21 protein-coding genes are annotated in these 23820 nt (G+C 60.8%); 8 read left to right on the top strand and 13 right to left on the bottom strand.

Annotation, left to right across the window (positions count from 1 at the left end):
* Positions 1–26: 26 nt before the first annotated feature.
* From RZ517_RS13770 to RZ517_RS13755, 4 genes are all read right to left on the bottom strand, one after another.
* On the bottom strand, positions 27–2279 hold the full coding sequence (locus tag RZ517_RS13770) for a xanthine dehydrogenase family protein molybdopterin-binding subunit (protein ID WP_338548756.1): 2253 nt from the start codon (positions 2277–2279) through the stop codon (positions 27–29).
* The gene (locus RZ517_RS13765) at positions 2279–2758 is read right to left on the bottom strand and encodes a (2Fe-2S)-binding protein (RefSeq protein WP_338548755.1); all 480 of its coding nucleotides are present in this window, start codon (positions 2756–2758) and stop codon (positions 2279–2281) included. Before RZ517_RS13765 ends, RZ517_RS13770 begins: the two co-directional genes overlap by 1 nt.
* A gap of 4 nt (positions 2759–2762) precedes the next feature.
* Positions 2763–3620, bottom strand: a complete 858-nt coding sequence (locus RZ517_RS13760; RefSeq protein WP_338548754.1) for an FAD binding domain-containing protein — start codon at positions 3618–3620, stop codon at positions 2763–2765.
* A gap of 113 nt (positions 3621–3733) precedes the next feature.
* A complete protein-coding gene (locus RZ517_RS13755) occupies positions 3734–4621 on the bottom strand; it encodes a LysR substrate-binding domain-containing protein (RefSeq protein WP_338548753.1) in 888 nt (295 codons plus the stop codon).
* A 93-nt stretch (positions 4622–4714) separates the two neighbouring features.
* Between RZ517_RS13755 and RZ517_RS13750 the strand changes: the two genes are divergently transcribed.
* From RZ517_RS13750 to RZ517_RS13740, 3 genes are read left to right on the top strand one after another with little or no spacing between them, the layout of a single operon-like run.
* Positions 4715–5869 carry an aromatic ring-hydroxylating oxygenase subunit alpha gene (locus RZ517_RS13750; RefSeq protein WP_338548752.1) on the top strand — a complete coding sequence of 385 codons (1155 nt, stop codon included), beginning with the start codon at positions 4715–4717 and terminating at the stop codon, positions 5867–5869.
* Complete coding sequence (locus RZ517_RS13745) at positions 5866–7050, top strand: aminomethyltransferase family protein (protein ID WP_338548751.1); 1185 nt, start codon at positions 5866–5868, stop codon at positions 7048–7050. The genes RZ517_RS13750 and RZ517_RS13745 overlap by 4 nt, the downstream gene beginning before the upstream one ends.
* A gap of 18 nt (positions 7051–7068) precedes the next feature.
* On the top strand, positions 7069–7962 hold the full coding sequence (locus RZ517_RS13740; protein WP_338548750.1) for a DMT family transporter: 894 nt from the start codon (positions 7069–7071) through the stop codon (positions 7960–7962).
* On the opposite strand, the gene RZ517_RS13735 is transcribed toward RZ517_RS13740, so the two are convergent.
* The 3 genes from RZ517_RS13735 to RZ517_RS13725 form a co-directional block, all read right to left on the bottom strand.
* Positions 7963–10026, bottom strand: a complete 2064-nt coding sequence (locus RZ517_RS13735; protein WP_338548749.1) for an ABC transporter permease subunit — start codon at positions 10024–10026, stop codon at positions 7963–7965. It abuts the gene before it with no gap.
* Complete coding sequence (locus RZ517_RS13730; protein ID WP_338548748.1) at positions 10023–11093, bottom strand: quaternary amine ABC transporter ATP-binding protein; 1071 nt, start codon at positions 11091–11093, stop codon at positions 10023–10025. Before RZ517_RS13730 ends, RZ517_RS13735 begins: the two co-directional genes overlap by 4 nt.
* A gap of 71 nt (positions 11094–11164) precedes the next feature.
* Positions 11165–12109 (bottom strand): ABC transporter substrate-binding protein, encoded by a 945-nt coding sequence (locus RZ517_RS13725; RefSeq protein WP_338548747.1) that lies wholly within the window; start codon positions 12107–12109, stop codon positions 11165–11167.
* Positions 12110–12300: 191 nt separating this feature from the next.
* Between RZ517_RS13725 and RZ517_RS13720 the strand changes: the two genes are divergently transcribed.
* Positions 12301–13080 (top strand): MBL fold metallo-hydrolase, encoded by a 780-nt coding sequence (locus RZ517_RS13720; RefSeq protein ID WP_338548746.1) that lies wholly within the window; start codon positions 12301–12303, stop codon positions 13078–13080.
* Positions 13077–13841, top strand: coding sequence for an SDR family NAD(P)-dependent oxidoreductase (locus RZ517_RS13715; protein WP_338548745.1), 765 nt, complete (start codon positions 13077–13079; stop codon positions 13839–13841). The genes RZ517_RS13720 and RZ517_RS13715 overlap by 4 nt, the downstream gene beginning before the upstream one ends.
* Before the next feature lie 5 nt (positions 13842–13846).
* Here the strand turns inward: RZ517_RS13715 and bchO are convergent, their stop codons facing one another.
* The 4 genes from bchO to crtA are packed head-to-tail and all read right to left on the bottom strand — an operon-like array spanning position 13847 to position 18122.
* The gene (bchO, locus tag RZ517_RS13710; RefSeq protein ID WP_338548744.1) at positions 13847–14713 is read right to left on the bottom strand and encodes an alpha/beta fold hydrolase BchO; all 867 of its coding nucleotides are present in this window, start codon (positions 14711–14713) and stop codon (positions 13847–13849) included.
* A 3-nt stretch (positions 14714–14716) separates the two neighbouring features.
* Positions 14717–16402, bottom strand: coding sequence for a magnesium chelatase subunit D (locus RZ517_RS13705; protein ID WP_338548743.1), 1686 nt, complete (start codon positions 16400–16402; stop codon positions 14717–14719).
* Complete coding sequence (gene bchI / locus RZ517_RS13700) at positions 16399–17403, bottom strand: magnesium chelatase ATPase subunit I (RefSeq protein ID WP_338548742.1); 1005 nt, start codon at positions 17401–17403, stop codon at positions 16399–16401. The genes RZ517_RS13705 and bchI overlap by 4 nt, the downstream gene beginning before the upstream one ends.
* Positions 17400–18122, bottom strand: a complete 723-nt coding sequence (crtA, locus tag RZ517_RS13695) for a spheroidene monooxygenase (RefSeq protein WP_422395543.1) — start codon at positions 18120–18122, stop codon at positions 17400–17402. Before crtA ends, bchI begins: the two co-directional genes overlap by 4 nt.
* A gap of 92 nt (positions 18123–18214) precedes the next feature.
* Here crtA and RZ517_RS13690 point away from each other — a divergent pair, with 92 nt between their 5' ends.
* The 3 genes from RZ517_RS13690 to tspO are packed head-to-tail and all read left to right on the top strand — an operon-like array spanning position 18215 to position 21275.
* Positions 18215–19768 carry a phytoene desaturase gene (locus tag RZ517_RS13690; protein ID WP_338548741.1) on the top strand — a complete coding sequence of 518 codons (1554 nt, stop codon included), beginning with the start codon at positions 18215–18217 and terminating at the stop codon, positions 19766–19768.
* Positions 19765–20811, top strand: coding sequence for a 15-cis-phytoene synthase (gene crtB / locus RZ517_RS13685; RefSeq protein ID WP_338548740.1), 1047 nt, complete (start codon positions 19765–19767; stop codon positions 20809–20811). Before RZ517_RS13690 ends, crtB begins: the two co-directional genes overlap by 4 nt.
* A complete protein-coding gene (tspO, locus tag RZ517_RS13680) occupies positions 20808–21275 on the top strand; it encodes a tryptophan-rich sensory protein TspO (RefSeq protein ID WP_338548739.1) in 468 nt (155 codons plus the stop codon). The genes crtB and tspO overlap by 4 nt, the downstream gene beginning before the upstream one ends.
* A gap of 22 nt (positions 21276–21297) precedes the next feature.
* On the opposite strand, the gene crtC is transcribed toward tspO, so the two are convergent.
* Positions 21298–22173: a carotenoid 1,2-hydratase gene (gene crtC, locus RZ517_RS13675; protein WP_338551161.1), complete on the bottom strand. Its 876-nt coding sequence runs from the start codon at positions 22171–22173 to the stop codon at positions 21298–21300.
* The gene (gene crtD, locus RZ517_RS13670) at positions 22128–23714 is read right to left on the bottom strand and encodes a 1-hydroxycarotenoid 3,4-desaturase CrtD (protein WP_422395583.1); all 1587 of its coding nucleotides are present in this window, start codon (positions 23712–23714) and stop codon (positions 22128–22130) included. Before crtD ends, crtC begins: the two co-directional genes overlap by 46 nt.
* Positions 23715–23820: the final 106 nt, after the last annotated feature.

Raw genomic sequence — 23820 nt, 5'->3', positions numbered from 1 at the left:
TCCCGGGGCTGGCCCGGGACGTCACATCACTGATCCTGTATGGCTTTCAATACCTTGGGGGGTGACATTGGCAAATCCTGCATCCGTACACCAGACGCCGCACTCACCGAGTTGGCGATGGCGGCCAAGGGGGGCACGATGGATGTCTCGCCCACACCGCGCACGCCGTAAGGGTGGCCCGGATTGGGGATTTCCAAAATCACGGTGTCGATCATCGGCAGGTCTGAGGCGACGGGGATGCGGTAATCAAGAAAACCTGCATTCTGCAGGATGCCATCCTCGCCGTAGATATATTCCTCGTTCAGCGCCCAGCCGATGCCTTGCACGGCACCGCCCTGAAACTGGCCTTCCACGTAGTCGGGATGCACAGCCTTGCCTGCATCCTGGAAGACCGTATAGCGCAGGATCTTCACTGCACCTGTTTCGGGGTCCACTTCGGTATCCACCATATGGGTGGCAAAGCTGACGCCAGCGCCTTCGGGGTTGGCCTCATGGTGGCCCGCAATCGGCCCGCCTGTGTTGGAGGCAATGGCTGCAATTTCTGCGAGGCTCATGGGCGGATGTGTGCCCGCATTGGGGCCTGCCGGGTGCGCGGCACCGTCTTTCCATTCCACCGCCTCGGGCTCGATGCCCCAGGCCATCGCGGCGCGCTTGCACATCTCGCGCTTGGCGGCACGTGCAGCTTCAATCGTGGCCAGGCCCACGGCAAAGGTCACGCGAGAGCCGTCTGTGACTTCGTTCTGACCAAGGCTACCGGTGTCGGCCACAATCGTGCGGACCTTCTCATAAGGAATGCCCAGCTCTTCTGCGGCCATCATCGACATCGACGCACGCGATCCGCCGATGTCAGGGTTGCCTTCGCTGACCGTCACGGTGCCATCGGGCGTGATGTTGAGCGACACACAGGTGTCCCCGCCAAAGTTGAACCAGAAGCCACAGGCGACGCCGCGACCTTGGTTTTCACCCAAAGGCGCAGTCCAGTGCGGGTGGTCTTTGGCCGTGCGCAAAGTCGCTTCCAGACCAATCGCCGGATAGGTGGGGCCATAAGAAGCCACCGTGCCTTCACGCGCAGCGTTTTTCAGACGCACTTCCAACGGATCAAGACCAAAACCCTTGGCCAGTTCGTCAATGGCAGATTCCACCGCGAAGGCCGCCATGGGCGCGCCGGGGGCACGATAGGCGGCTTGCTTAGGCCGGTTGGTGACGATGTCCCAGCCGATTGTCTGCACGTTTTCAAGGTCATAAGGTGCGAAGGCTGACATTGAGCCGAATTCCACAGGCGACCCGGCATAGGCCCCACCCTGATAGCGCAGCTCGGCGCTCGCGGCGGTGATCAGACCGTCCTTGGTCATGCCGATGCGGACATCAACCGAACTTGAGGCGGTCGGCCCTGTGGCCCGAAGCACCTCGGACCGGGTCATGACCATTTTCACAGGGCGCGAGGATTTCTTGGCCAGCATCAGGGCGACAGGTTCCAGGAACACTGTTGTCTTGCCGCCAAAACCGCCGCCAATCTCAGACGCGGTGACGCGCAGCTGGCCTTGGTCGAGGCCCAGAATGGCGGCACAGGTGTTGCGCACCATGTAATGCCCTTGGGTGCAACACCACAGATCGGCCTGCCCATCGGGACCCATCTGCGCAAGGCAGGCGTGCGGCTCGATATAGCCCTGATGCGTCGCCTCGGTCTTGTAGCTGCGCTCCAGCACGCGGTCGGCGTTCTTCAGCCCGGTCTCGACATCGCCATGGCCAAACTCATAGCGCGCCATGATGTTTTTGCTGCTGCCTTCGGGCACGGATTCATTGCCGCCGCTCGCGTGCAGGATCGGTGCGCCGGGTTTGATGGCCTCATCCACGTCCGTCACATGGTCAAGCACTTCGTAATCGACCTTGATCGCCTTCAGCGCCTTTTTGGCGATGTGGTTGGAGCTGGCCGCAACGGCGGCGACGGCATGCCCGTCATAGAGGGCTTTCTCACGTGCCATGCAGTTGTCGAGGATATCTGCAGTGAAATCATCATCCTCGATGGGTGCGAAATCTGCGGCGGTGACCACTGCATGCACACCCTCCATCGCCTCGGCGGCGGAGGTGTCAATCGATTTGATTTTGGCATGGGCGTGCGGTGAGCGCAGCACCAGCCCCACAAGCATGCCCGGCGCTGTGATATCTGCGCCAAACCGCGCCTTGCCGGTCACTTTATCCACGCCATCGGGCCGCAGCACGCGCGTGCCGACAACCTTGAATTCCCGTGTATCCAGAACTTGTTTGCTGTCGAGTGCCATTACGATGCCTCCCGCATTTCCTTGCCCGCAGCCATTACGGCGCGGATGATTTTGTCATAACCCGTGCAGCGGCAGAGATTGCCCGCCAGCCAGTAGCGTGCCTCTTCCTCGGTGGGGTCGGGGTTGTGTTCGAGCAGAGATTTGGCCGCCACAAGAATGCCGGGTGTACAGATGCCGCATTGCAGGGCGGCGTGTTCTATGAAGTGCCGCTGCAGCGGGTGAAGCTGATCGCCCTCGGCCATGCCTTCGATGGTGGCCACCTCAGCCCCCTCGGCCTCGGCCCCCAGCACAAGGCAGGAACAGACCAGACGGCCATTCACGGTGACCGAGCAGGCCCCGCAGTCGCCCGTGCCGCAGCCTTCCTTCGAGCCGGTCATGCCCAGCCGGTCGCGCAGCACATCCAGAAGCGTCTCGTCAGGTTCACAGAGGAACTCGGTCGGGTCGCCGTTGATCTTTGTGGTGACGTGAATTTTGCTCATGATCTCAAGCTCCTGCGCGGGATACGGCGATTTTCGCGGCGCGTTTGGCCAGCACGCCGGACACATGTGTGCGGAATTCTACCGTGCCGCGTTTGTCGGCGATGGGGGTGGCGGCGGCGGAACAGGCAGCGGCAAGCGCATCAAGCGCGGCCTCGTCCACCTTGGTGCCGATCAAAGCCTTGGCGGCGTCTTCAACGATGATGACCTTGGGCCCAACCGCGCCAAGGGCCACACGCGCGTCGGTGCAGGTGCCAGACCCATCCAATGTCAGCGACAGACCACAACCCACCACGGCGATGTCCATTTCCGTGCGCGGGATGAAGCGCAGATAGGCATCGCCTGCGTTCTCAGGGCGCTTGGGTAAGAAGATCGAGGCGACGAATTCGTCCTTGGCCAAGGAGGTCTGGCCGGGGCCTGTGGGCACGTCTTCCACAGCGACGTCTCGCGTGCCGTTCGGGCCTGCAATCCGGGCCACAGCACGCGCCGCCACGAGGGCCGGTACGCTATCAGCAGCAGGGGAAGCGTTGCACAGATTGCCGACCACGGTGCAGCGCCCCTGAATTTGGGTCGAGCCAATGAGACCCGCGGCTTCAACCACGCCGGGCCAGTCAGCGGTCAGACCAGCATGCTCGCCCATCTCGGCCCCCGAGACAGCCGCACCAAGACGCCATCCGCCATCCTCGGCGGTGATGTCGCGCATTCCCGCGATGCGTTTGATATCCAGTATATTGTCCGGTTCGGCAAAGCCCGAGCGCATCCGAACCAAAAGGTCTGTGCCCCCGGCCAAAATCCGGCAATCGCCAAGCTCTGACCCAAGCAGTTGTGTTGCATCCTCAAGGGTCGCAGGCGCATGATAGCGCATCGGCCTTCTCCCTATAATTTTTCTCTTCTTATAAAAGCAGCAAACACCAAACTGACCAGAGCTTCAATCGACTTTGGCAGGTCTGAATCCGACACCGCCGTGCTTTGGTTGCTCTAAGTGATCAAGGTAACGGTTTTTAGATGCCGGGCAAGTCTGTCTGCGCTCTCATCCGAGGTATCGCGCACCAGAAGATAGTAGCCATAGGCGGGGCGCACAGAGGTGGGCAGGGGCCGGATCAACGTACCTTTGGCAAGGTCCTGATCCATCATCGGTCCCCAGCCCAGAGCCACGCCAAGACCCATCCGCGCGGCATCCAGAAGCGCCATGTAGCTGTTGGTGCGCAAGAGCGTACGGGCACGCGCCGGGTCCAGCCCCGCCTCGGTGAGCCAGATGCCCCAGTTGATCCAGTTCCAGTGGATGTAATCGAGGTCAATGAGTTCGGCCTCCAGCAGGTCGGGAAGGGCGCGGATTGGGTGTCTGGCCATGTAAGTGGGCGCGCAGACGGGATAAATCTCATCTGGAAAGAGCAGCTCTGCGGTAAACCCGGACCAAGTGCCAGAGCCGTGAAGGATAGCCACATCCGAGTTCAACACCTCGTCTTCGTTGTCAGACACCGTCAGGTCTATGGCCAGTCCATGTGTCCCCAGCAGAAAGCTTTCCAGCCTTGGCATCAGCCAGAGCTGGGCGATGGAGGTGTCCGCGGAAAGCCGCACGATGGGCCGCGTTTCGCGCTGGCGCAGGGAATGAGTGGCTGAGGTCAGATGTTGCAGCGCGACACTAACCCCGTTGAGCAGCTCGCGCCCTTCCGGGGTGAGGGTGATCGCCCGGTGGCCACGATCAAAAAGCTTGGTGTCCAGCAAGGTTTCAAGTTTGCGTACGCGTTGGCTGATGGCCGATTGCGTGACGGATAGTTCTTCGGCGGCGCGGGTGAAGCTGCCCAAGCGGGCAGAGGCTTCGAAAGGCTCCAATAGATCGAGCGGGGGCGTGGGTGGCTTTCGCATAAGTTATTCTTTGGCAAATGGTGTAGAAAACAGCGTTTGCCATGATCAAAGGTAATATGGTGATCTGTCAACACGCGCCAACAGGAGGATGCCATGACCCTTCCGATTCTCAACCTTATGCCCGGCGATTTGCCCTTTCGGGCCGATCCCAGCGATAGCTACACCTTGCCCGCCCGGTTCTACCATGACCCCGCGATCTGGGGGCATGAGAAGCAGGCGATTTTTTATCGTAGTTGGAATTATGCGGGGCATGTCAGCCAGGTGGCCGAGCCGGGCGCGTTTCTTACGGTGCGTATTCACGAGCAAAATGTCTTTGTTGCGCGGACGCGGGCTGGCGATCTCAAGGCGTTTTACAATGTCTGCCCGCATCGGGGGCATGAATTGGTATCCGGCACGGGGCGCAAGAACGTCATCACCTGTCCCTACCACGCATGGGCGTTTGACTTTGACGGCACACTGAAATCAGCGCGGAATACCGAAACCGTTAAAGGTTTCGACAAATCGCAATTCTCGCTCAAGGAGGTGCGGGTTGAGGTGTTCTGTGGTCTGGTTTTGGTCAATCTGTATGCTGATGCTATCCCATTCGCCGAACAAATGGGCGATCTGGAGTCAGAAATTCGTCATTATGTCCCGTCGGTAGATGATCTGCAGTTTGCGCAGCGCGATAGCTATGAGGTCGAGGCGAACTGGAAGGTGCTCGTGGATAACTTCCTCGAATGCTACCATTGCCACCCGGCGCATAAGGATTTCGTCGATCTTGTGGACATGGACAGCTACCGCACGGTCACGTCGAAATATTACTCCAGCCAATGCGCGGGGAACCCCAAGTCGCTGAGCAACCGCGCCTTTTCATTCCAGCCCGGTGACGTCGATTTCGGCTATGCGGGTTGGTACGTCTGGCCGAATTTCACCATCTGGGCCTATCCCGGAGAGGCCAACCTCTCGGTGCTGCAGATGAACCCGACCGCGCCAGAGCACTGCGTCGAGTTTCAGGATTGGTTTGTGAAGGACGGCAAAGTCACCGATCAGCTGCGCGATGCGATCAACTATCAGATCGACGTGCTGCAACCTGAGGACATTGGTCTCTGTGAAAGCGTTCAAAAAGGTTTGAAATCAAGCGGGTACAATCAGGGCCGGTTCGTCGTGGATGCGGGCAAGACCGAGCTGAGTGAACACGCAGTGCATCATTTTCAAAATCTGGTGGCCGAAGCACTGGGGGCCAATCTGGATCCGGAGACAGGCACATGATTTCGAGCGATGGCAAAACCCGTGATCTGATCACCTCTCGCCCCGGGTCGGGGTGGGATTTCAATATGCACCGGCATGTATATCACGATCTCGAGGCCAAACACGGCCCGCATTACACCGTGTATAACCGCCGGTTCATGTGCGTTTACATGGATGATCTGGACACCGATGAGGGCTATTGGCTGCTGCGAACCAAGGCCGCGTGCCTGCACACCGGGGAATGGCCGATTGAGATCGTTGGCCCCGATGCGACCAAACTGATGGACCTGCTTTTTGTGAACAACGTCGCCAAGGTGAAGGTGGGGCGCTGTGGCTATGGAATTGCGTGTTTTGACAATGGCGGTTTGCTCGTCGATGGCGTGTTCGCCCGGCTAGAGGAAAACCGGTATTGGTATGTGCAGGCCGATGGCGACTTCATCAACTGGGCGCGTGCGCATGCCAATGGCATGGATGTTGAGATCATCGGCACGTATATCAATGTGAGCCAAATTCAGGGCCCGACCTCGATGGACATCCTCGCGGTGGCAGCCAAAGACGGCATTCCGTCGCCTTTTGGTTATTTCGGCAGTGCATGGGTTGATTTCGGCGGGCAGCAGGTTTTGATCACGCGGACAGGATACACCAATGAGCTGGGCTGGGAGTTCTACACCGAGCCGCATCATGATGCGCCCGCGCTCTGGGCGCATCTGGAACAGGCAGGCGCGCCGCATGGGATGCGCATGTTTGGGCTGGATTCCATGAACATACGGCGGCTGGAGGCCGGAATTCTCAACGCCAATTCAGATTTCGACGAAACAACAACGCCTTACGATGTGGGGTTGGGTGGTTTCGTGGCGATGGACAAGAGTGATTTCATCGGCAAAGCGGCGCTGGAGAAAGCCGATAAACGCCAACGCCTGCATGGCATCCTCTGTCCGGACGCCACACCGCGTATTCATGGGCGCGTGGAGTGGAACGGCGCAGTGGCCGGGCGTGTGACCGCCGGGGCCTTTTCACCCTATCTGCAAAACGGGGTTGGCTATGCGCTGATGGACAGCGCTGAGGTCGGACCCGGCACAGACGTGCGTGTCGAGGGCAATGACGGTCAGATGCATCCCGCGATGCTGGCGGAAACGCCGCTTTATGATAAGGCTTGTGAAATTCCCCGCGGCAAACTGGTGGATATACCAGAACGCCCCTAACATCTGTGAAAGCGTGACATGACAGACGGCAACCGACTGGCTGTGTGGGCTGGCCTCTTTGCGGGGATGTGCTGGGGCATCTTCTGGCTGCCATTGCGGCTGGTCGAAGAGGGCGGGTTTGATGCGCCCTGGGCGATGGCGTTTTTCACAGGCATTCCCGCGCTGATCTGCTTGCCGTTGGTCTGGGTGCTTCGCGCGGATTACCGGTTGGGCCGGGCACTTTTGGGTGGCATTCTGGGGGGCTGTGCCTATGCGCTTTATGCCGCCGCATTGCTTTACACCGATGTGGTGCGGGCAGTTTTGCTGTTTTACCTCATGCCGATCTGGGGGTTCCTGCTGGGCTGGGCATTCCTCGGCGACCGGATGACGTGGTACCGTTGGGCGGCGATTACGCTGGGCGTGGCCGGCATGATGGTTGTGTTCTCGGATGAGTCTGGGCTACCCCTGCCGAGGGTCTGGGGAGATTGGTTCGGGCTGATCTCAGGTGTGTTCTGGGCGCTGGGCTGTACTTTGATCCTTACCGAAAAACGCGTGCGTATCGCGACGCAGGCGACGAATTTCTTTCTTGTCGCGGCGCTTGTGTCTGTTGCGGTGGCGCTGGTCTCCACCTCGCAAGGCACGGCAACGCCACCGAGCGGAACCGCGTTTGGCGGCGTTTTGACCTGGTTTTTGCCCGTGGCGCTTTTGCTCATTATTCCAGGGGGATATGCCTCGATTTATGCGCCGTCCAAGCTCAATCCGGGGCTTGTGGGGCTGCTCTTCATGGCAGAAATTGTTGTGGCGGCTGTCTCGGCGGCGATCTGGGCAGGTGAGCCGTTTGGCTGGCGCGAAATGGTGGGCCTGCCGCTCATCCTGCTGGCCGGGTTGATGGAGCCTTTGGCGCTGGGCCTGAGGGCGCGGAGACCTGCCTGATCAGGCCTGACCGAGCGCGGCCTGACCTTTGCGGCTATAGGCTTTGGTCATGCGGTCGGCGATCATTGCGAGAATTGCCATGCCAATCCCCGCCACCATGCCGACGCCGAAGTCACCGTTGTTAAGGCCGATATAGATTTCCTGACCAAGGTCGCTTGTGCCGACAAGCGCGGTGATCACCAGCATCGCGACGCCAAACATGATTGTCTGGTTGAGGCCCAGCATGAGCTGCGGCAAGGCCAAGGGCAGGCGCACCCGCCAGAGCATTTGCATGCGTGTGCATCCACAGGCCTGAGCGGCCTCTACCACCTGTGGGGAGATTCCGCGCAGCCCGTGCTCAGCATAGCGGATGGCAGGCACGATGGAATAGGCCATGATGGCCAGAAGGGCGGTGAAATCGCCCAGTTTGAAGAACATCACGAAGGGGATGAGGATCACAAAGAGCGGCATGGTTTGCAGCGTGTCGTTGATCGGGCGCAGAAAGGCCGAGACGGTATCGTTTTCCGAAGCCAGAACGCCCAGCGTGGTGCCAATCAGGAAGGACAGCAGCACGGCAATGCCACAGAGATAAAAGGACACCATGGTTTCGGGCCAGACGCCCGCAACCATCAGGAACACAAGGCCGATGCCCGTGCCAATGGCCAGCCGCACGCCGCCTGCCTGCCAGGCGAGCAGGACCATGACAGCGGCAACAGACAGCCAGGGCAGGCGGGTGATGCCGAAATAGATGAGAATGGTCGCCAGCGCGATACCGATGGCAAGGTTCATGCGGCCGCGCAGGGCGGCATAGGCCACGAAGCCCGACATCACGACACCAAAGCCGATTTTCATCGGCGTGGTGAATTCAAAGCCCCAGGAAAACGGGCTGATGGTTTGCTCCAGCCCGGATTTCACCGGCAGCATGATGTAGAACAAAGCGAAGGTTTTGATCGTCTTGATGGCGGCGGCGTATTCCACCAGCACATAGTTGAAGGCGTCATTCATCGCCTGTGCGGGGTAGAACTCCCACGCTTGCGGGTAGCTTTTGAGGAACGGAAAGACCTGCGCCAGAGCGAGGATGGCGATGGTCAGAACACCTGCGGCAATCCAGTAGCGGTTGCGCTCGACAAAGCTTGGCTCGTCCCCGCCATCCGGCGCGCGTGCTGTTGCGGCCTGAGCGGTGAGCCGATCCATGACCATGGCCATAAGGGCAATCACGATGCCTGCAAGAATGGCTTCGGCCACGTTGGCCTTGCGGATTTGGGTGAGAACCTCCCAGCCGATATCCGAGGTGCCACCGATGATCGAGGCGATGATGATCATCGAAAAGGCCGCCATCATGGTCTGGTTGATGCCCAAAAGGATCTGCCGCAACGCGTTTGGCACGCGCACGCGCCAGAACATTTGCATGGCCGTGGCTCCGGCCATCGTACCCGCTTCGATGACTTCTTCATTGACGCGTCTGAGGCCAAGGGTCGTATTGCGCACCATGGGCGGCACAGCATAGAGGATCGAGGCGATGAGGCCGACCACCGGCCCAAAGCCAAAGAGCAGCAGGATGGGCAAAAGATAGGCAAAGACCGGTATGGTTTGCAGCACATCCATCGTGGGCGAGATGATCCGGTCGGCGCGGTCTGAATAAAAGGCCGCTGTGCCCACGGCAAATCCGATCATGACCGCCATGGGTACTGAGATCAGGACCAGTGCGAGTGAGTTCATGGACTCTGACCAGTATCCGATCAGGACCATGTAAAACATGGCGAAGAATGTAAAAATCGCCAGCTTGACGCCGGAGACGGCGTAAGAGGCGAGCATCAGCAACCCGATGGTGAGCGCCCAGGGCGTGGATTGCAAAATGGTTCGCACCCAGGACATGGGATGGTCCATCAGAGAGGAAAACCCGCGGAAAAATGGGCCGAACGTGTCGATAATCACGGCCATGATCGCGTTGAGCCAGTCGGTGAGGGGAACCTCCCACGCCTCTGGGAAGGACATCAGCCAGTCAAGCCGATCGCGAAACCCCAATGTCACCAGCGTCAGGCCAATCAGCGCGAACCACGCCCAATGCGTGCGCGTCTCGCTCATGCCGTGGCCTCGGCTTTTGCGTCATCTTGATCGGACAGCCGGGCGAGCGCCGAGATCACGCTTTGCGCGGTTACGATACCCTCAACTGTGCCTGCGCGTTCTACAGCCACGCCTTCGGGATGCGCGGCGAGCATGGGCAAGAGCATCTCAACCGGTGTTTGGGCGGGAACGCAAGGGCGACCTTCATCGGGGACAGCATCGGCATCAATGACTTCATGGGCGCAGAGTACGCGCACCAGCGGCACATCGTTGGTGAACTCGGCCACGTAATCGTCAGCCGGGTTGGTAATCAATTCGGCCGGTGTACCGGTCTGGACGACCTCACCGCCGCGCATGATCATCATCCGGTCGGCCACGCGCAGGGCCTCCAGAAAGTCATGGGTGATGAACACGATGGATTTGTGCAAGTCATTCTGAATACGAAGGAATTCGTCTTGCATCTGCCGCCGAATGAGCGGATCGAGCGCCGAAAACGGCTCGTCCAGAAGCCACAGATCAGGGTCCACCGCCAGCGATCGGGCGATCCCGACGCGCTGTTGCTGACCACCTGAAAGCTGATGCGGATAGCTTTTTTCGCGGCCCTGAAGCCCCACAAGATCAATAACTTTGTCCACCCGAGGTTTGGCATCCGCAGGCGTGGTTCCCTGAAGGCTAAGGGGAAAGGCGATGTTCTCATAGACCGACAAATGCGGCATCAGGCCAAAGTTCTGAAACACCATGCCGATCTTGTGGCGGCGCACCTGGATCATGTCCTTGTCTGATTTGGCCAGAAGGTCCTCGCCATCCAGCACCACTTCGCCGTGGGTCGGGTCGACAAGCCTGGACAAACAGCGCACCACAGTGGATTTGCCAGAGCCGGAAAGGCCCATGATGACGAAAATCTCGCCCACACCCACATCAAAGCTGACATTGGCCGCTGCGGGGATGGCCCCTTCGTCTCGCATTTTGCCAATCAGCGCTTTGGGATCATGCGTCGCCGCGTCGTCCTTGAAATAGCGCTCAGGCTCCCTGCCGTAGACTTTCCAGATATTGCGGCAGGACAGGCGGATTTCAGATGATGAGGTCATGGGATACGGGCTTTTTGCAAGGTGACAAAGGCCGGGAATGACCCCGGCCTTTGCTCAAAGTTTTCAAAAGGTTACTGCTTGGCCGCCAGGCCTGCGTCCACCCATGGCTTCCATGTCGCCTCGTTGGCGTCGACCCATTCGGCAACCACTTCTTCCAGTGGACGGCCTTTTTGGTCGATCTCCAGCATCAGAGCGTTCTGGACGCTATTGTCCAGAGACATGGCCTCGAAAATCGCGTTGGCACCGGGGTAGTCAGAGGCAAAGTTCTTGTTGGCGATTTTGTCAATTGTGGCCTGTTGGAAGCCGCAGGCCTTGCCACGTTCCTGGCCAGATTCCTCAACGCACTCACCGTCGGCGGCATCCCAGGCTACCCATTCCATGTCCATATCGGCAAAGAGCCAATGGGGCTGCCAGAACATCATCAGGATTGGATCGCCCGTGGCCACGGCTGATTTCGCCTCGGCGATCATCGCGCCTTCAGAGCCGCCCGCAACGGGCTCAAACGGAAGTTCGATCATGCCCACCACATCCTTGGAGCGCGTGCCCCAGTCGGCCGGGTAGGTGATCAGGCGTCCCTTGGGGAACGTGTCGGCAGCAGCGAACGCCTCGGCGCATTCGTAGAGTGCGTCATAGGACGGTAGGCCGGGACATTTCTCTTTCATATAGGGCGGGAAAATCCAGCCTTCTTGCGGCTGCAGCCCCAGCTGGCCCAGCACAACGATATCGCCGCTTTCCACGGCTTTGGGATAAATGTCGCCGACATTGTTGGTCCAGACCTCTGGCTGCAGGTGCAGATCGCCCTGAGCGATGGCGGCAAACTGTGGTACCGCACCGGCGGTCACATATTCCACTTCGTAGCCCGCTTTTTTGAAGAGCGTGCCCGTGATGTGGGCCGAGATATGCTGTCCGGTCCATTCATTGATCGGAATCTTGATTGGATCGCTGCTATCCGCGAGTGCCATGCCAGAGCCGGCCAATGCCATGACTGCCGCAGAAATCAAGGACTTAGCTTTCATTGTGTATTCTCCCCGTTGATTGGTTCTTTTATTGAGGCCGAGTATGATACGACCTTGGATTGAGGCCAAACAAAATCTTTATTGACTGGCAAGTCAATCAAAAATGAGTAACCTAATCCTCCGCTGTGCTGGATTTGAACAGACCAAGCGGTTAGCGTTTCTTTTGTGTGTCAGCGTCAAAGGGGGGCTATGTGGGACTTGAGGTTGCGTCACGTTGGTTTGCTGCAAAGCAGATTGAAGAGGGTGTGGTGCATATTCATGAGCCGCATGTGGCCTCGTGGCTGCGGTGCAATATCTGGCATGTGCAAGGGCGGGACCGGGATCTGGTGATCGACACTGGCATGGGTTTGCGTCCCATGCTGGACGAGGTGCCAGAGCTGAGCGCGCGGCCTCTGACAGCGATCATGACGCATTCGCATTTTGATCACGCCGGGGGTCTGCACGAGTTTTCGCACCGATGCGGGCACCCGGCCGAGGCCGACGTTATGGCGCGTCCAACGGCGCAGAATACGGTAGCGGATACAGGCTATGTCCGGGCCGAGACGTTTACGGCACTGCCTTATGCGGGGTTTGATCACAGGGCGTATCGTGTGAAACCCGCACCTTTGACAGGGTATCTGGATGAGGGCGATGTGATTGATCTGGGCGACCGGGTGTTTCAGGTGTTTTACCTGCCGGGGCATTCACCGGGGTCCATTGCACTTTATGACAAGGCCAACGAGACACTCTTTAGTGGCGATGTCATCTATGATGGCGATCTGATTGATGACCTCTACCATTCGGAAGCCGAGGTTCTGGCTGAGTCTCATGCGCGTCTGCGGGAGTTGCCCATCCGGGTGATTCATGCTGGGCATTTTGCGTCGTTCGGGCGCGATCGGTTGCTGGAGTTGCTCGACCTTTATCGAGATGGCGGGTTGCGGGTCGGTGATGCAAGTGCATGGATTAACAGTGAAATGGAGGGCGGGACATGAGCCGAACTGCGATTGTCACAGGTGGGCTGAGCGGGATCGGTCTTGAGATTGCCCGCGTGCTGATGGCCGAAGGCTTCCGTGTTGCCATCGGTGCAAGGCGTGGGGCTGACCCGATGCAGCAGGATAAGGCGCGCGAGAGCTTGGGCGAAGATGTCTTTATCGCCCCGCTGGATGTGCGCAAAAAGGGGTCCGTCGCAGCGTTTTGCATGGCGGTCAAAAATCGCCTTGGTGCGGTGGGGATTTTGGTGAATTCGGCGGGAATTGAATACAAAGAACCAGTGGCCTCTCACAACATCGACGCCTGGAACGATGTGATTGAGACCAACCTGACTGGCCCCTTTTTGATGAGCCGTCAGGTAATGCCGGATATGATCGAGGCTCGCTGGGGGCGGATTGTGAACATTGCGTCCACGGCGGCCCACACGGCCAAACCTGACCACGCCGCCTATTGCGCCTCAAAGGCGGGGCTTTTGGGGCTGACCCGCGCGACCGCGCTGGAGGGGGCGCCGCATGGGGTCACCTGTGTCAGCGTCAGCCCGACCTGGGTGGAGACAGACATGCTGCACGGCTCGGCGGCCAAGGTGGCCGATGCTGAGAGGCGCGATGTATCAGATGTCATTGCCGAGATTGCAAACGCCAATCCGCAGAACCGTCTGGTGCAGCCCAGCGAGATTGCTGATCTGGTGGCGTTTTTGTGCTCGGATGCGGCCCCGGCGTTGACGCTGGAAGATATACAGGTGAACGCTGGCGCTTTGTGGTAGAGACTTCAGGTCTCCAGCCAATCGAGGATGATCTTGGTGACTTCTGTCGGGGCTTCTTCATGTGCCAGATGCCCCAAACCGTCGAGTTTCTGCACCTTTGCATTGGGCAGGCGCGCGGCGGCGCGCTCTGAGACGGAGGGCGGCACGGCCCCGTCTTTCTCTCCGGTGATCAAAAGGCAGGGTGCGGTGACCTGAGGCATGCGGCCCCAGATACCGTCAGTGTTCCAGGCCGCCATCATTTGCAAGGTTCCGTCCACATGGGCGCGGTCAGAGAGCAGGCGGCTGTAAAAGGCCAGACCTTCTTCGCTCAGGGTCGAGCCGGTAGAGCGGATCACATTGCGCGCGCGGTCTGGCCGTCCGCCCCCTGCGGCAAAGGCCATGGCCGTGAGTGGGTTCATGGCCAGAAATTTGGCGAGCATGGGAAAAAGCCACCCGGCCATGCCTTCAAACCGGTCAAGGGCGGCGTTGATGCCGATGACCGCGGGTGGTTTGCCCTCTGGTGTTGTGAGGCGTAGCGACAGTTCAAGCGCGACTGCGCCCCCAGCAGAATGGCCGATGAGCGTTGACGGGTGCCAGCCTTCGGCGGCGCAAAGGGCCGCGATGTCATCAGCAGTACGCTCAAGCCCGAGGCGAAACCGGCTTCCGGCCTGCGTGAACCCGTGCCCGGGAAGATCAAGCGCGATGACGCGGTGGGTTTTGGCCAGTGTGGGGATCAGATCTCGCCACGTATGGGTTGTCGCCCCGGCCCCATGCAGCAACAGAAGGAGCGGACCCTTGCCCAGTTCTTGCACATGCCAGTTATGGGGGCGGTGTTGGATGCGTCGGGATTGCGCGCTGAGCGGCCAATCGGGGAGGTCACGCTCCCAATCCACTGCTCAATGCTCCAGCGCGGCAGTCACCGAGGCGCTGATCTTGTGCGCGTCGGCACGGGGCAGGGCGAGGTAGTCTGCCCCTAGCCTCGCGGCAATGTTTCGGGCGTTCTCGGCGGGGCGGTTGGCGGTGTCGACGAGCACACCAGGTATGCCTTGGCGCGCCAGACCTGCGGCGATGGTTTCGGCGTCTTGCCGGGCCTCAGCACGATCAGGCGTGCCGCTGAGCGGGATGTTTGCGCGACCGTCGGTCAGCAAGACAAGGGTGGGGCTCATCCCACGTCCACGGGCGTGTTGGGCGAGTTCTGACGCGGCGACCAACCCCGCTGCCAACGGTGTGCCGCCCCCGCCGGGCAGGGAAGAGAGCTGTCGTTTGGCCTGCACCAGCGAGCGCGTCGGCGGCAAGAGAAGCTCGGCTCCGTCACCACGAAACGCAACAAGGGCGACGTGATCGCGCCGTGCGTAAGCCTGCGCCAGCATCAGTTCCACAGCCCCTTTGGCTTCGGCCAGACGGGCGACGGCGGAAGAGCCGGAGGCATCCACAGTGAAGATGAGAAGCCGGTCTGACCGGTCCTCAAAACGGCGCAGGCGAATGTCTGAGGGATAGATGATCACCGGGCGGTGCGCATTCTGCGGCGTGCGGCGCAGGCGCTGCCAGGGGGCGGCGCTACGCAGGGTGGCGACGGGATCAATGCGCGCTTGCTGCGACGGACGACCGGGGCGCGAGGGCAAAGGCCGCCCCCGACGGTTGCCACGCCGTTTGGAGCCAGCGCCACTGCTGGCAGCGCGGGCTTGGGCGGCGCGGGCCACTTTGAGGCGGTCCAGTAAATCGGGCGGCAGCAAGGCGGCAATCGCCTGTACCAGGATTTCATCGGGCAATTCGCCTGCACCTTTGCCGCTGCCCTCATCTGTCGCGTCGTCCGGCGGCTGGGGCGTGTCTGGCGGCGGGTCCATAGCGGAATCTTCTGCCTCTGCCGGAAAACGCGTGGCGCGGCTGGGGTAGACCAGTTCGACCGCTTCCATCAAGGCCGCTTCGCCTACTGACTTTTCACGGTCCAGAGCCGTGAGAGCGCGCGCAGTGCGCAGGGCCAAAAGGGGCGCGCGCAGGCTGTCGATCCCGAACCGCGCGGCCAGGGCCACCAGAAGCCCCATGGCATCATCGGGCACGGCAATGCGTGCCAAACCCTTGCGCGCCGTGTCCAGATCGGCGCGTGCAGGCAGGCGCAACGCTTGGGTCCTAAGCGCCTCATCCTGAGGTTCAATATGAAAGGCGAGCCGGTCTTGCAGGGATAAAGGCGGGGCTTCTTCCGCCGTAGCCCCTTCGTCCAGAAGCACCAGGGCGTGGCCAGTATCGGCATCCAGAATTTGCGCCAACCTCGCCGCCAAATCAGCGCCAGTGCGTTCCGCCATGGTCAGGACCAGAAGCCCTGGCGTCTCAAAGAGCCCCTTATCCCGCACGGGTCGGCCCTCAGCCAGTGACGCTGCGATGTTGAGGCCGCCAAAGAGCTGCAAATCAGAAATGCCGGGATGAATGCGGCGCGGTGCATCTGGCATGTGCTTCAGCGCAGTTTCAAATGCCTGCCGCACGGGCGACATGCGCGCCCGCAGGACCATGCCCTTGAGTCCTCCGGGGTCCACCGCCAACGCCGCCAGCGCGCGTTCCATTCGGGTCGCCGCGGCGGGTCGGGTCATCCCAGAACGTCCGCAACCATACGGGTGACACGGGTCACCGACCCGGCCTCGTCCAGCGGGTCGCGCCGCAACCGATGGGCCAGAGCCAGCGGGGCGACCTTGCTCAGATGCGCGCGGGTGATGGCGGGCGCGCCTTCATAAGCGGCCAAGGCCCGCGCGGCGCGCAGCAAAGTGAGTTCCCCACGCAGACCATCCGTGCCAAGCGCAAGGCTCAGCGCGGCGCAGTCTTTGAGGATCGCATCGCTGCTTTCCGTGTCGCGCAGCCTGTCCCGCGCGGTCAGGATCGCCTTGCGGATCTTGCCGTCCTGGCGTTTCCACTTGGTCATGAACCGGTCCGTATCGGTTTCAAACGCGTCTCGGCGGCGGATCACCTCGATCCGTTCGTCAATGTCGGTGGGTGACATGACTTCGACAGAAAGACCAAAGCGATCAAGCAGTTGCGGGCGCAGCTCGCCCTCCTCGGGGTTGCCGGAGCCAACGAGCACAAAGCGGGCGGCGTGCCGGATCGAGAGCCCTTCGCGCTCGACCGCGTTGACGCCCGATTGTGCCACGTCGAGCAACAGATCGACGATGTGATCCTCAAGCAGGTTCACCTCGTCAATATAGAGATACCCCCGATTGGCGCGGGCCAGAAGGCCCGATTCAAAGCTCTTCTCGCCTTGGGTCAAAGCGCGTTCAATATCGAGCGCGCCGGTCACGCGGTCCTCGGTGACGCCAAGGGGCAAGTCGACCACCGGGGTGGGGCGCTTGACGATTTTCTTCGAGCGCACCTCCGCCCAGTCGGGGCAATCCTCGGGGCGCGCTGCGTTCACCGGGCAACCCTCAACCACCTCGATGGGCGGCAGGAGTGCCGCCAGGGCGCGCACGGCGGTGGATTTGCCCGTGCCCCGGTCGCCAAAAACCAGAACGCCGCCCAATCCAGGGTCAATCGCGGTCAGGATGAGGGCCTGCTTCATCGTGTCCTGACCGACGATGGCAGAAAAAGGGAAGGCCAAAGTCATGCTGCGTGCCTCAGATGTTCAAGGGGGTCGCGCCCGTGCCATGTGCCACGGCTGTCGAGGATGCGAAACCGGGCATAAAGCTCTTCGCGGAACCAGTTTCCATCGCGCACGGCCTTGATCGCGCGGGCGTGCGGGCCGTCCTTGCGGGCGAAATTGGCCATGACATGCGTGTCTGGCCAGACCGAAAAGGTGATCTGGTGCAGAAGAGGAATCTCGCCAATGCCGATCTTGAAGGCCACATTGGGGTCTTGTCCGATCACGGTGCTGATGTCCGGCACCCGACGCCAGAAACTGAGCGCGGCCAGTGGGCTGATCGTGGCGCGGGTGAGGGCGGCGATTGGACCTGTGTCTGATACCGGGTTGCTGTCAAACGGAGCTACACCGGACCAGATGCCGCGTGTGGACAGCGTGCTCATGAACAGTGTGTAGTTTTCCTCGGACTTGGCTTGGTAGCGTTTGAATATCCATTCTGAGTCAACACGTTCCTGGGCGACCTTCAAGTTTGGCCATGTGGCGAGGATGGCATAGACCCCGGTATTTGGAATAGGTGTGAACCCTTCGCCGGTGCCCGAGCCGCAGAGTTTCCAAAAGCCAATATCCGGCACGCGGCGCAGGCTTGGCCGCGCCAGACCCATCATGGCAAAGGCCCAGAGCCGCGCGGCACCGCGCGGGAAGCGGAAAAAGCTGAGGCTTACGGTTTGGATCGCACTATTCCTCAAAGCGTGCCCTTCGATTGGGCGCCGTTGGTTTCTAGATAAAAGAGCGGGAATGCAAGATTGTCAATTTAGATTGACACATGTAGGGTTTGAATATGTTGACACGTATAGACCCGACCCTTCAGCAGGCCGTCGAACGCGCCACCGCGCCACATGCGGTTGTGATCGGGGCGGGGTTGGGCGGATTGGCCTCGGCGATGCGGCTTGGGGCCAAGGGGTATCGCGTGACGGTTCTAGACCGGCTGGAAGGGCCGGGCGGACGTGGTTCGGCGATTTGGCAGAACGGGCATCGCTTTGATCTGGGGCCGACGATCGTGACCGTACCGCAGGTGTTTCGCGACCTCTGGGCGGCCTGTGGGCGGGATTTCGAGGCTGAGGTGGATCTGCGACCGCTTGATCCGTTTTATGAGATTCGCTGGCCCGATGGCAGTCACTTCACCGCGCGGCAGGATACCGATGCCATGCGTGCCGAGGTGGCCCGGCTGAGCCCGCCTGACGCCAAGGGTTATGACAGGTTCCTGAAAGACAGCGAGGCGCGCTATCTCTTCGGGTTCGAAGACCTTGGTCGGCGCTCAATGCACAAGCTTTGGGACCTGATCAAGGTGCTGCCGACCTTTGGGATGCTGCGCGCGGACCGGTCGGTCTATGGCCATGCTGCCAAGCGGTTTCGTGATGAGCGGTTGCGCATGGCGTTTTCGTTCCATCCGCTGTTCATCGGGGGCGATCCGTTCCGCGTCACCTCAATGTATATCCTCGTCAGCCATCTCGAAAAAGAGTTCGGCGTGCACTACGCCATGGGCGGGGTCGAGGCGATTGCCAAGGCGATGTCCGATGTGGTGCAAGAGCAGGGGGGCCTTGTGCGCCACAAGGCGGAAGTGGATGAAATCCTTGTTAAATCCAACCGTGCTGCTGGCGTGCGTCTCACCGGTGGAGAGGTGGTCGCTGCTGATGTTGTCGTTTCAAACGCGGATGCCGGGCACACTTATTCGCATCTGATGCGCAATGTGTCGCGCCGCCGCTGGACCGCGCCACGGTTGAAGAAATCGCGATGGTCCATGGGGCTTTTCGTCTGGTATTTCGGCACCAAGGGCACGCGCGGCGACTGGGCGGATGTGGGCCATCATACAATCCTCAATGGACCACGTTACAAGGGGCTGGTGGATGACATCTTTATCAAGGGGCATCTGGCCGAGGACATGAGCCTTTATGTGCATCGGCCCACGGTGACAGACCCCACAGCCGCGCCTGATGGCGATGACACGTTCTACGCGCTGAGCCCGGTGCCGCATCTGGGGCATGACAACGGCGTTGAGTGGACCGAGATCGCGGAACGCTACCGCGCCAAGGTGCAAGCCGTGCTCGAAGATCAGCTTTTGCCGGGGCTGGGGGGCAAGATCACAGCCTCCGAAGTGTTTACGCCCGAGACGTTCCGAGATCGCTATCTCAGCCCGTATGGCACTGGATTTTCCCTTGAGCCGCGCATTTTCCAAAGTGCCTGGTTCCGCCCGCACAATGTCAGTGAAGAGCTTGAAGGGCTGTATTTGACTGGAGCGGGTACGCATCCCGGCGCAGGATTGCCGGGGGTGGTGTCCAGTGCCGAGGTGCTGGGTCAGCTTGTTCCGGACGCCGCAGAGGTCAAAGCGCGATGATGCAGCCCAAGGATATGGTGCATTGCGCAGAGGCCATTCGCGATGGCTCTCGCTCATTTCATGCCGCCTCCAAGCTTTTGCCGCGCAAGGTGCGGGATCCGGCCTTGGCGCTTTATGCGTTTTGTCGTCTGGCCGATGATGCGGTGGATTTGCATGCGGAAAAGGCCGATGCGGTGCTGCGCCTGCATGAAAGGCTGGATCTGGCCTATCGCGGCACGCCGCGTGATGCGCCTGCGGATCGGGCTTTTGCGGCGATGATTGAGGAATTTGGGATGCCGCGTGAGTTGCCCGAGGCTTTGCTCGAAGGGCTGGCATGGGATGCGATGGAACGACGTTATGCGACATTATCCGACCTGCGCGCTTATTCGGCGCGTGTGGCTTCGGCAGTCGGCGCGATGATGTGTGTGCTGATGCGGGTGCGCGACGCCGATGCGCTGGCGCGGGCCTGTGATCTGGGCGTCGCGATGCAACTGACGAATATCGCCCGCGATGTGGGCGAAGATGCGCGCGAAGGGCGGCTGTACTTGCCCACGGATTGGCTGATTGATGAAGGTCTGGAAGTTGACGGTTTTCTGGAGAAGCCGGAAATGACCATGGCCCTGCGCCGGGTGATCAAACGGCTCTTGCGGGAGGCGGATGCGCTTTACCTACGCTCTGAGGCCGGGGTGGCGGCACTTCCACTGTCCTCGCGTCCTGGGATTTTCGCGGCGCGCTACATCTATGCCGGGATTGGATCACAGCTTCGGCGGCTGGACATGGATTCGGTTTCTAACCGGGCCAGGACAACCGGCGCGCAAAAGATCGGTTGGTTGATGCTATCGCTGGGACGCGCGGCGGGCACGCTTGTGATGCCGCGCTCATCGGTGATTCATGCGCGCCCCTTGCCGGAAACGGCTTACCTTGTCGAAGCGGCGTCTGATCTTGCGCATCGCGCACCGGATTGGAGTGATGCGCTTTATTCAACAATGGCGACTTTGCGGGCGCGGGATGTCACGCAAGCCACTCAGAGGCAAGCGCGACCGCGCGCCACTGGCGTCGCATGAGCTGGCTTGTTTTCGGCATATTCCTCGTGGCCTGCCTGTCGGCAGGGGCCACGGGCGGGCTTTTCCCGCCGGGCAAGTGGTACGAGGGGTTGAGTAAACCCGCGTGGACGCCCCCCAACTGGGTCTTTCCCGTGGCCTGGACGACGCTTTACCTTTGTATGGCAGCGGCAGGCGCGCGCGCGGCGGTGCGACCTGACAATAGCGTGGCCATGGCGCTATGGGCGTTGCAGATCGCGCTCAATGGGTTGTGGACACCAGTGTTTTTTGGGCTGCAGCGGATCAAACTGGGGCTGGTTGTGCTGATCGGGCTTTGGCTGTCAGTGTTCTTCGGGATGATTGCGCTCTGGCAGGTGGACTGGATCGCGGGGCTTTTATTTGTGCCTTATCTGGCATGGGTGTCGACGGCGGGGGCGCTCAACTACTCTGTGATGCGACTGAACCCCGAGGCGGCTAAGGCGGGGTGACGCCAAATCTTTCTGAAAGCTTTTAGCCTCTGAATGTCCAATGCGGACGACGCGGGACGCGCAGGGCCAGTATGGGCTTTAGCAGGGGCGAGCGAAAGCGTTTGAGATCAAGCGCTTCATGTACGCCTACGGTGTCTTCTCCCTCGATCACTGTGCGCACAGCGGCGCGATTGTAAAACGGGGCATCCAGCATCGGCATCACTTGCGTCGGTTGGTGCCCAGGATCTGCCCGGGTTTCGCGGTAGAGCGCCCAGAGGCTGCGTTTCATGCGGGTCTTGGGTGGGGGCGTGACGACCTCTGCATGGCCCTCGCCATCAAAGCGGATGCCCATGCCCAACTCGGAACCGTCAAGCCGGGTGGCGTCATAAAAACATGTGCTGCCATCGCCCGTGGGAAAGCGCCCCCAGGTCCAGTAAGTGAAGTCCTGTTCCAGTGCGCGGGTGCCGAAATTGGCGTCGAAATAGCCGTGCCCGTCCCATTGCCAGCCATCGCGATCCAGATCGACCTCGATCTTGGCAGTCGGTGCGAAGGGGCGCCAGATATGCGCGCCGTCCTCGGTGAGCGGCAGTTCCACTTGGCTGAGCGCGCTGGGCGTGACTGTCACGCGTCCGCGCACGCGGCTGACCAGCGGCGGAGAGCTGATTTCGTCAATCTCGATAGTGAGTTGTCCGTTCCGCCAATGCAGCGAGGAGGGGCCAACGGTAAAGCTGTCTTCGGTCTGGCGCAGGGCGCTTTGCCCCCTGTCGGTCATGGTAAACCGCCCGCCGGGTCCGTAGGTGGCGACGTTGATGCAGACGTGGTTTTCCGGGTTGCGGCGGCCTGACCAGGCGTACCAGGGCGAAAAAACTGACCCTATGAACGCGATGATGGAGATGGCGCGTCCGCCGCCATCCTTGATCCCGTCGATATACCACCACGCATAGCCATTGGGCGGGACGGAGAGGTTGAAGTTTGGTCGCTCAAGATCGCCGCGGCCGCGTGCCGGGCGGAGAGGGTGGCCATCGGGACGCCCGCCCCCGGATGGGTCCCGCCCCCCACCAAGTAGAGCCCTGCGACCGGGGTCCGTGCTGTCGGCCTTTGAAAGGCCGCCATTGTTCCATGCGGGCTCTGCCCGTAGAGGGATCCGTCCGAGGCGGGAAACAGCCGGGCGAAGCCCGAAGGTGTTGTCAGCGCCTCGCGTCCCGGTGTCGGTGCAAAGCTCAGTCCGAAACGGTCCAGCGTGCGGAAGGTGCGTGTCTGACATCTGGTGAACTCCTCTTGCGCAGGCCAGCCGCCCATGGGCGGGGCATTCGCGATGATCTCAAATCGTTCCAGTTCGGGCCGGGCCTCTGGCAGACCGCGATCCTGGGCGCAGACATAGAGCGTGGGGTCGGCTACGCGCTCGCCGCGCATCAGGGCCTCAAATTCTGGCTTTGGGTCGGTACGGAAAAAGACATTGTGATGCGCCAGATCGAGGCCCTGCGGTGTAGCGGCAAAGGCCCAGACCTCGGCGGAGAGGCTGCGCTGAGCGTGCTTGGTTTGCGGCGCTACACGCGCCACATCTAATCCGAGGGCGCCTGTGGTCAGCGCTTTGGGGTCGCCGTTGAAGAGAACGCAGTCGGCGGTCATAACGCTGCAATCGCGCAACTGGATGCCGCGCACCGCGCCTTTCTGAGCCTCTATGCGTTCGACATGCGCGTCAAAACGGAACACAGCTCCGCGCGCTTTGGCTAGGTTCATGAGGGCCAGCGCCAGCTGATGCATGCCCCCATTGACCACCCAAACGCCTGCTGCTTCGGCTTGCCAGATCAGCGACAGAAGCGCGGGAGACTGATAAGGTGAGCCGCCGACATAGGTGGCATAGCGGCCAAAAAGTTGAGCCAGACGGGCGTCGTCAAAGCTGCTGTCCAGAAGACCCGCGAGGGTTTTGTGCGGGGCCATCTCGGGGATGAGATGCGGATGCATCAACACATGTGTCGCAAGCTTGGGCAGGCTGGGTGTCGCGGCTTGCATCATTGGCCCATCAAAGCCGTTAAAGAGTGCGCGCGCGCGTGCGCAGAAGCGGTGGAATTGGGCTTGCGCCTTGGGTCCGGCAAAATCTGCAATGGCCTGCGCGCTGGCGTCTTCGCTGTCAAAAAGGTCAAGCTGACTGCCATCAGGCCAGAAATGGCGCGCAACCAGCGGCTGCCGGATCAGGGTTACGTGATCCTCAAGGCGTTCGCCCATGCTGGCAAACAGCTCTTCGAAAACAGGGCGCATGGTCAACACAGTGGGCCCTGTGTCCACGGGGCCGGCGGGTGAGGGCAGGGTACGCAGTTTGCCCCCCGCGTGGCTGTGGCGTTCAAATACCGTCACATCGAGACCCGCATGGGCCAGCCGCGCAGCCGCCGCAAGCCCGCCGATCCCGGCGCCGATCACGGCAACCCGGCGCGATCCTTGGGCAGAGGCGCGCTGTTCCATCATGGAGGTATTGTTGACTCGACGGATCAATGTGTCCAGTATAGTTTACACATTGCTTGTCATGATTGCGTGACAAGTCCGCTTTTGACCCCTGGCTAGGAGCCTG

This window comes from Roseovarius sp. S88, from assembly GCF_037023735.1.
Classification (GTDB): Bacteria; Pseudomonadota; Alphaproteobacteria; order Rhodobacterales; family Rhodobacteraceae; genus Roseovarius; species Roseovarius phycicola.
Note: the sequence above shows the minus strand (reverse complement) of the source record. Positions and strands in the feature narration are given on the sequence as shown.

What these genes read in the sequence shown, in the direction of transcription:
- RZ517_RS13705 (WP_338548743.1), bottom strand. Translation starts at nt 16,402, where the DNA reads ATGACCCGACCCGCCGCGGCGACCCGAATGGAACGCGCGCTGGCGGCG.
- RZ517_RS13725 (WP_338548747.1), bottom strand. Translation starts at nt 12,109, where the DNA reads ATGAAAGCTAAGTCCTTGATTTCTGCGGCAGTCATGGCATTGGCCGGC.
- RZ517_RS13690 (WP_338548741.1), top strand. Translation starts at nt 18,215, where the DNA reads ATGTTGACACGTATAGACCCGACCCTTCAGCAGGCCGTCGAACGCGCC.
- crtD (WP_422395583.1), bottom strand. Translation starts at nt 23,714, where the DNA reads ATGGAACAGCGCGCCTCTGCCCAAGGATCGCGCCGGGTTGCCGTGATC.
- RZ517_RS13765 (WP_338548755.1), bottom strand. Translation starts at nt 2,758, where the DNA reads ATGAGCAAAATTCACGTCACCACAAAGATCAACGGCGACCCGACCGAG.
- RZ517_RS13760 (WP_338548754.1), bottom strand. Translation starts at nt 3,620, where the DNA reads ATGCGCTATCATGCGCCTGCGACCCTTGAGGATGCAACACAACTGCTT.
- RZ517_RS13770 (WP_338548756.1), bottom strand. Translation starts at nt 2,279, where the DNA reads ATGGCACTCGACAGCAAACAAGTTCTGGATACACGGGAATTCAAGGTT.
- RZ517_RS13750 (WP_338548752.1), top strand. Translation starts at nt 4,715, where the DNA reads ATGACCCTTCCGATTCTCAACCTTATGCCCGGCGATTTGCCCTTTCGG.
- RZ517_RS13745 (WP_338548751.1), top strand. Translation starts at nt 5,866, where the DNA reads ATGATTTCGAGCGATGGCAAAACCCGTGATCTGATCACCTCTCGCCCC.
- RZ517_RS13740 (WP_338548750.1), top strand. Translation starts at nt 7,069, where the DNA reads ATGACAGACGGCAACCGACTGGCTGTGTGGGCTGGCCTCTTTGCGGGG.
- crtB (WP_338548740.1), top strand. Translation starts at nt 19,765, where the DNA reads ATGATGCAGCCCAAGGATATGGTGCATTGCGCAGAGGCCATTCGCGAT.
- bchI (WP_338548742.1), bottom strand. Translation starts at nt 17,403, where the DNA reads ATGACTTTGGCCTTCCCTTTTTCTGCCATCGTCGGTCAGGACACGATG.
- RZ517_RS13730 (WP_338548748.1), bottom strand. Translation starts at nt 11,093, where the DNA reads ATGACCTCATCATCTGAAATCCGCCTGTCCTGCCGCAATATCTGGAAA.
- RZ517_RS13715 (WP_338548745.1), top strand. Translation starts at nt 13,077, where the DNA reads ATGAGCCGAACTGCGATTGTCACAGGTGGGCTGAGCGGGATCGGTCTT.
- tspO (WP_338548739.1), top strand. Translation starts at nt 20,808, where the DNA reads ATGAGCTGGCTTGTTTTCGGCATATTCCTCGTGGCCTGCCTGTCGGCA.
- RZ517_RS13735 (WP_338548749.1), bottom strand. Translation starts at nt 10,026, where the DNA reads ATGAGCGAGACGCGCACGCATTGGGCGTGGTTCGCGCTGATTGGCCTG.
- RZ517_RS13755 (WP_338548753.1), bottom strand. Translation starts at nt 4,621, where the DNA reads ATGCGAAAGCCACCCACGCCCCCGCTCGATCTATTGGAGCCTTTCGAA.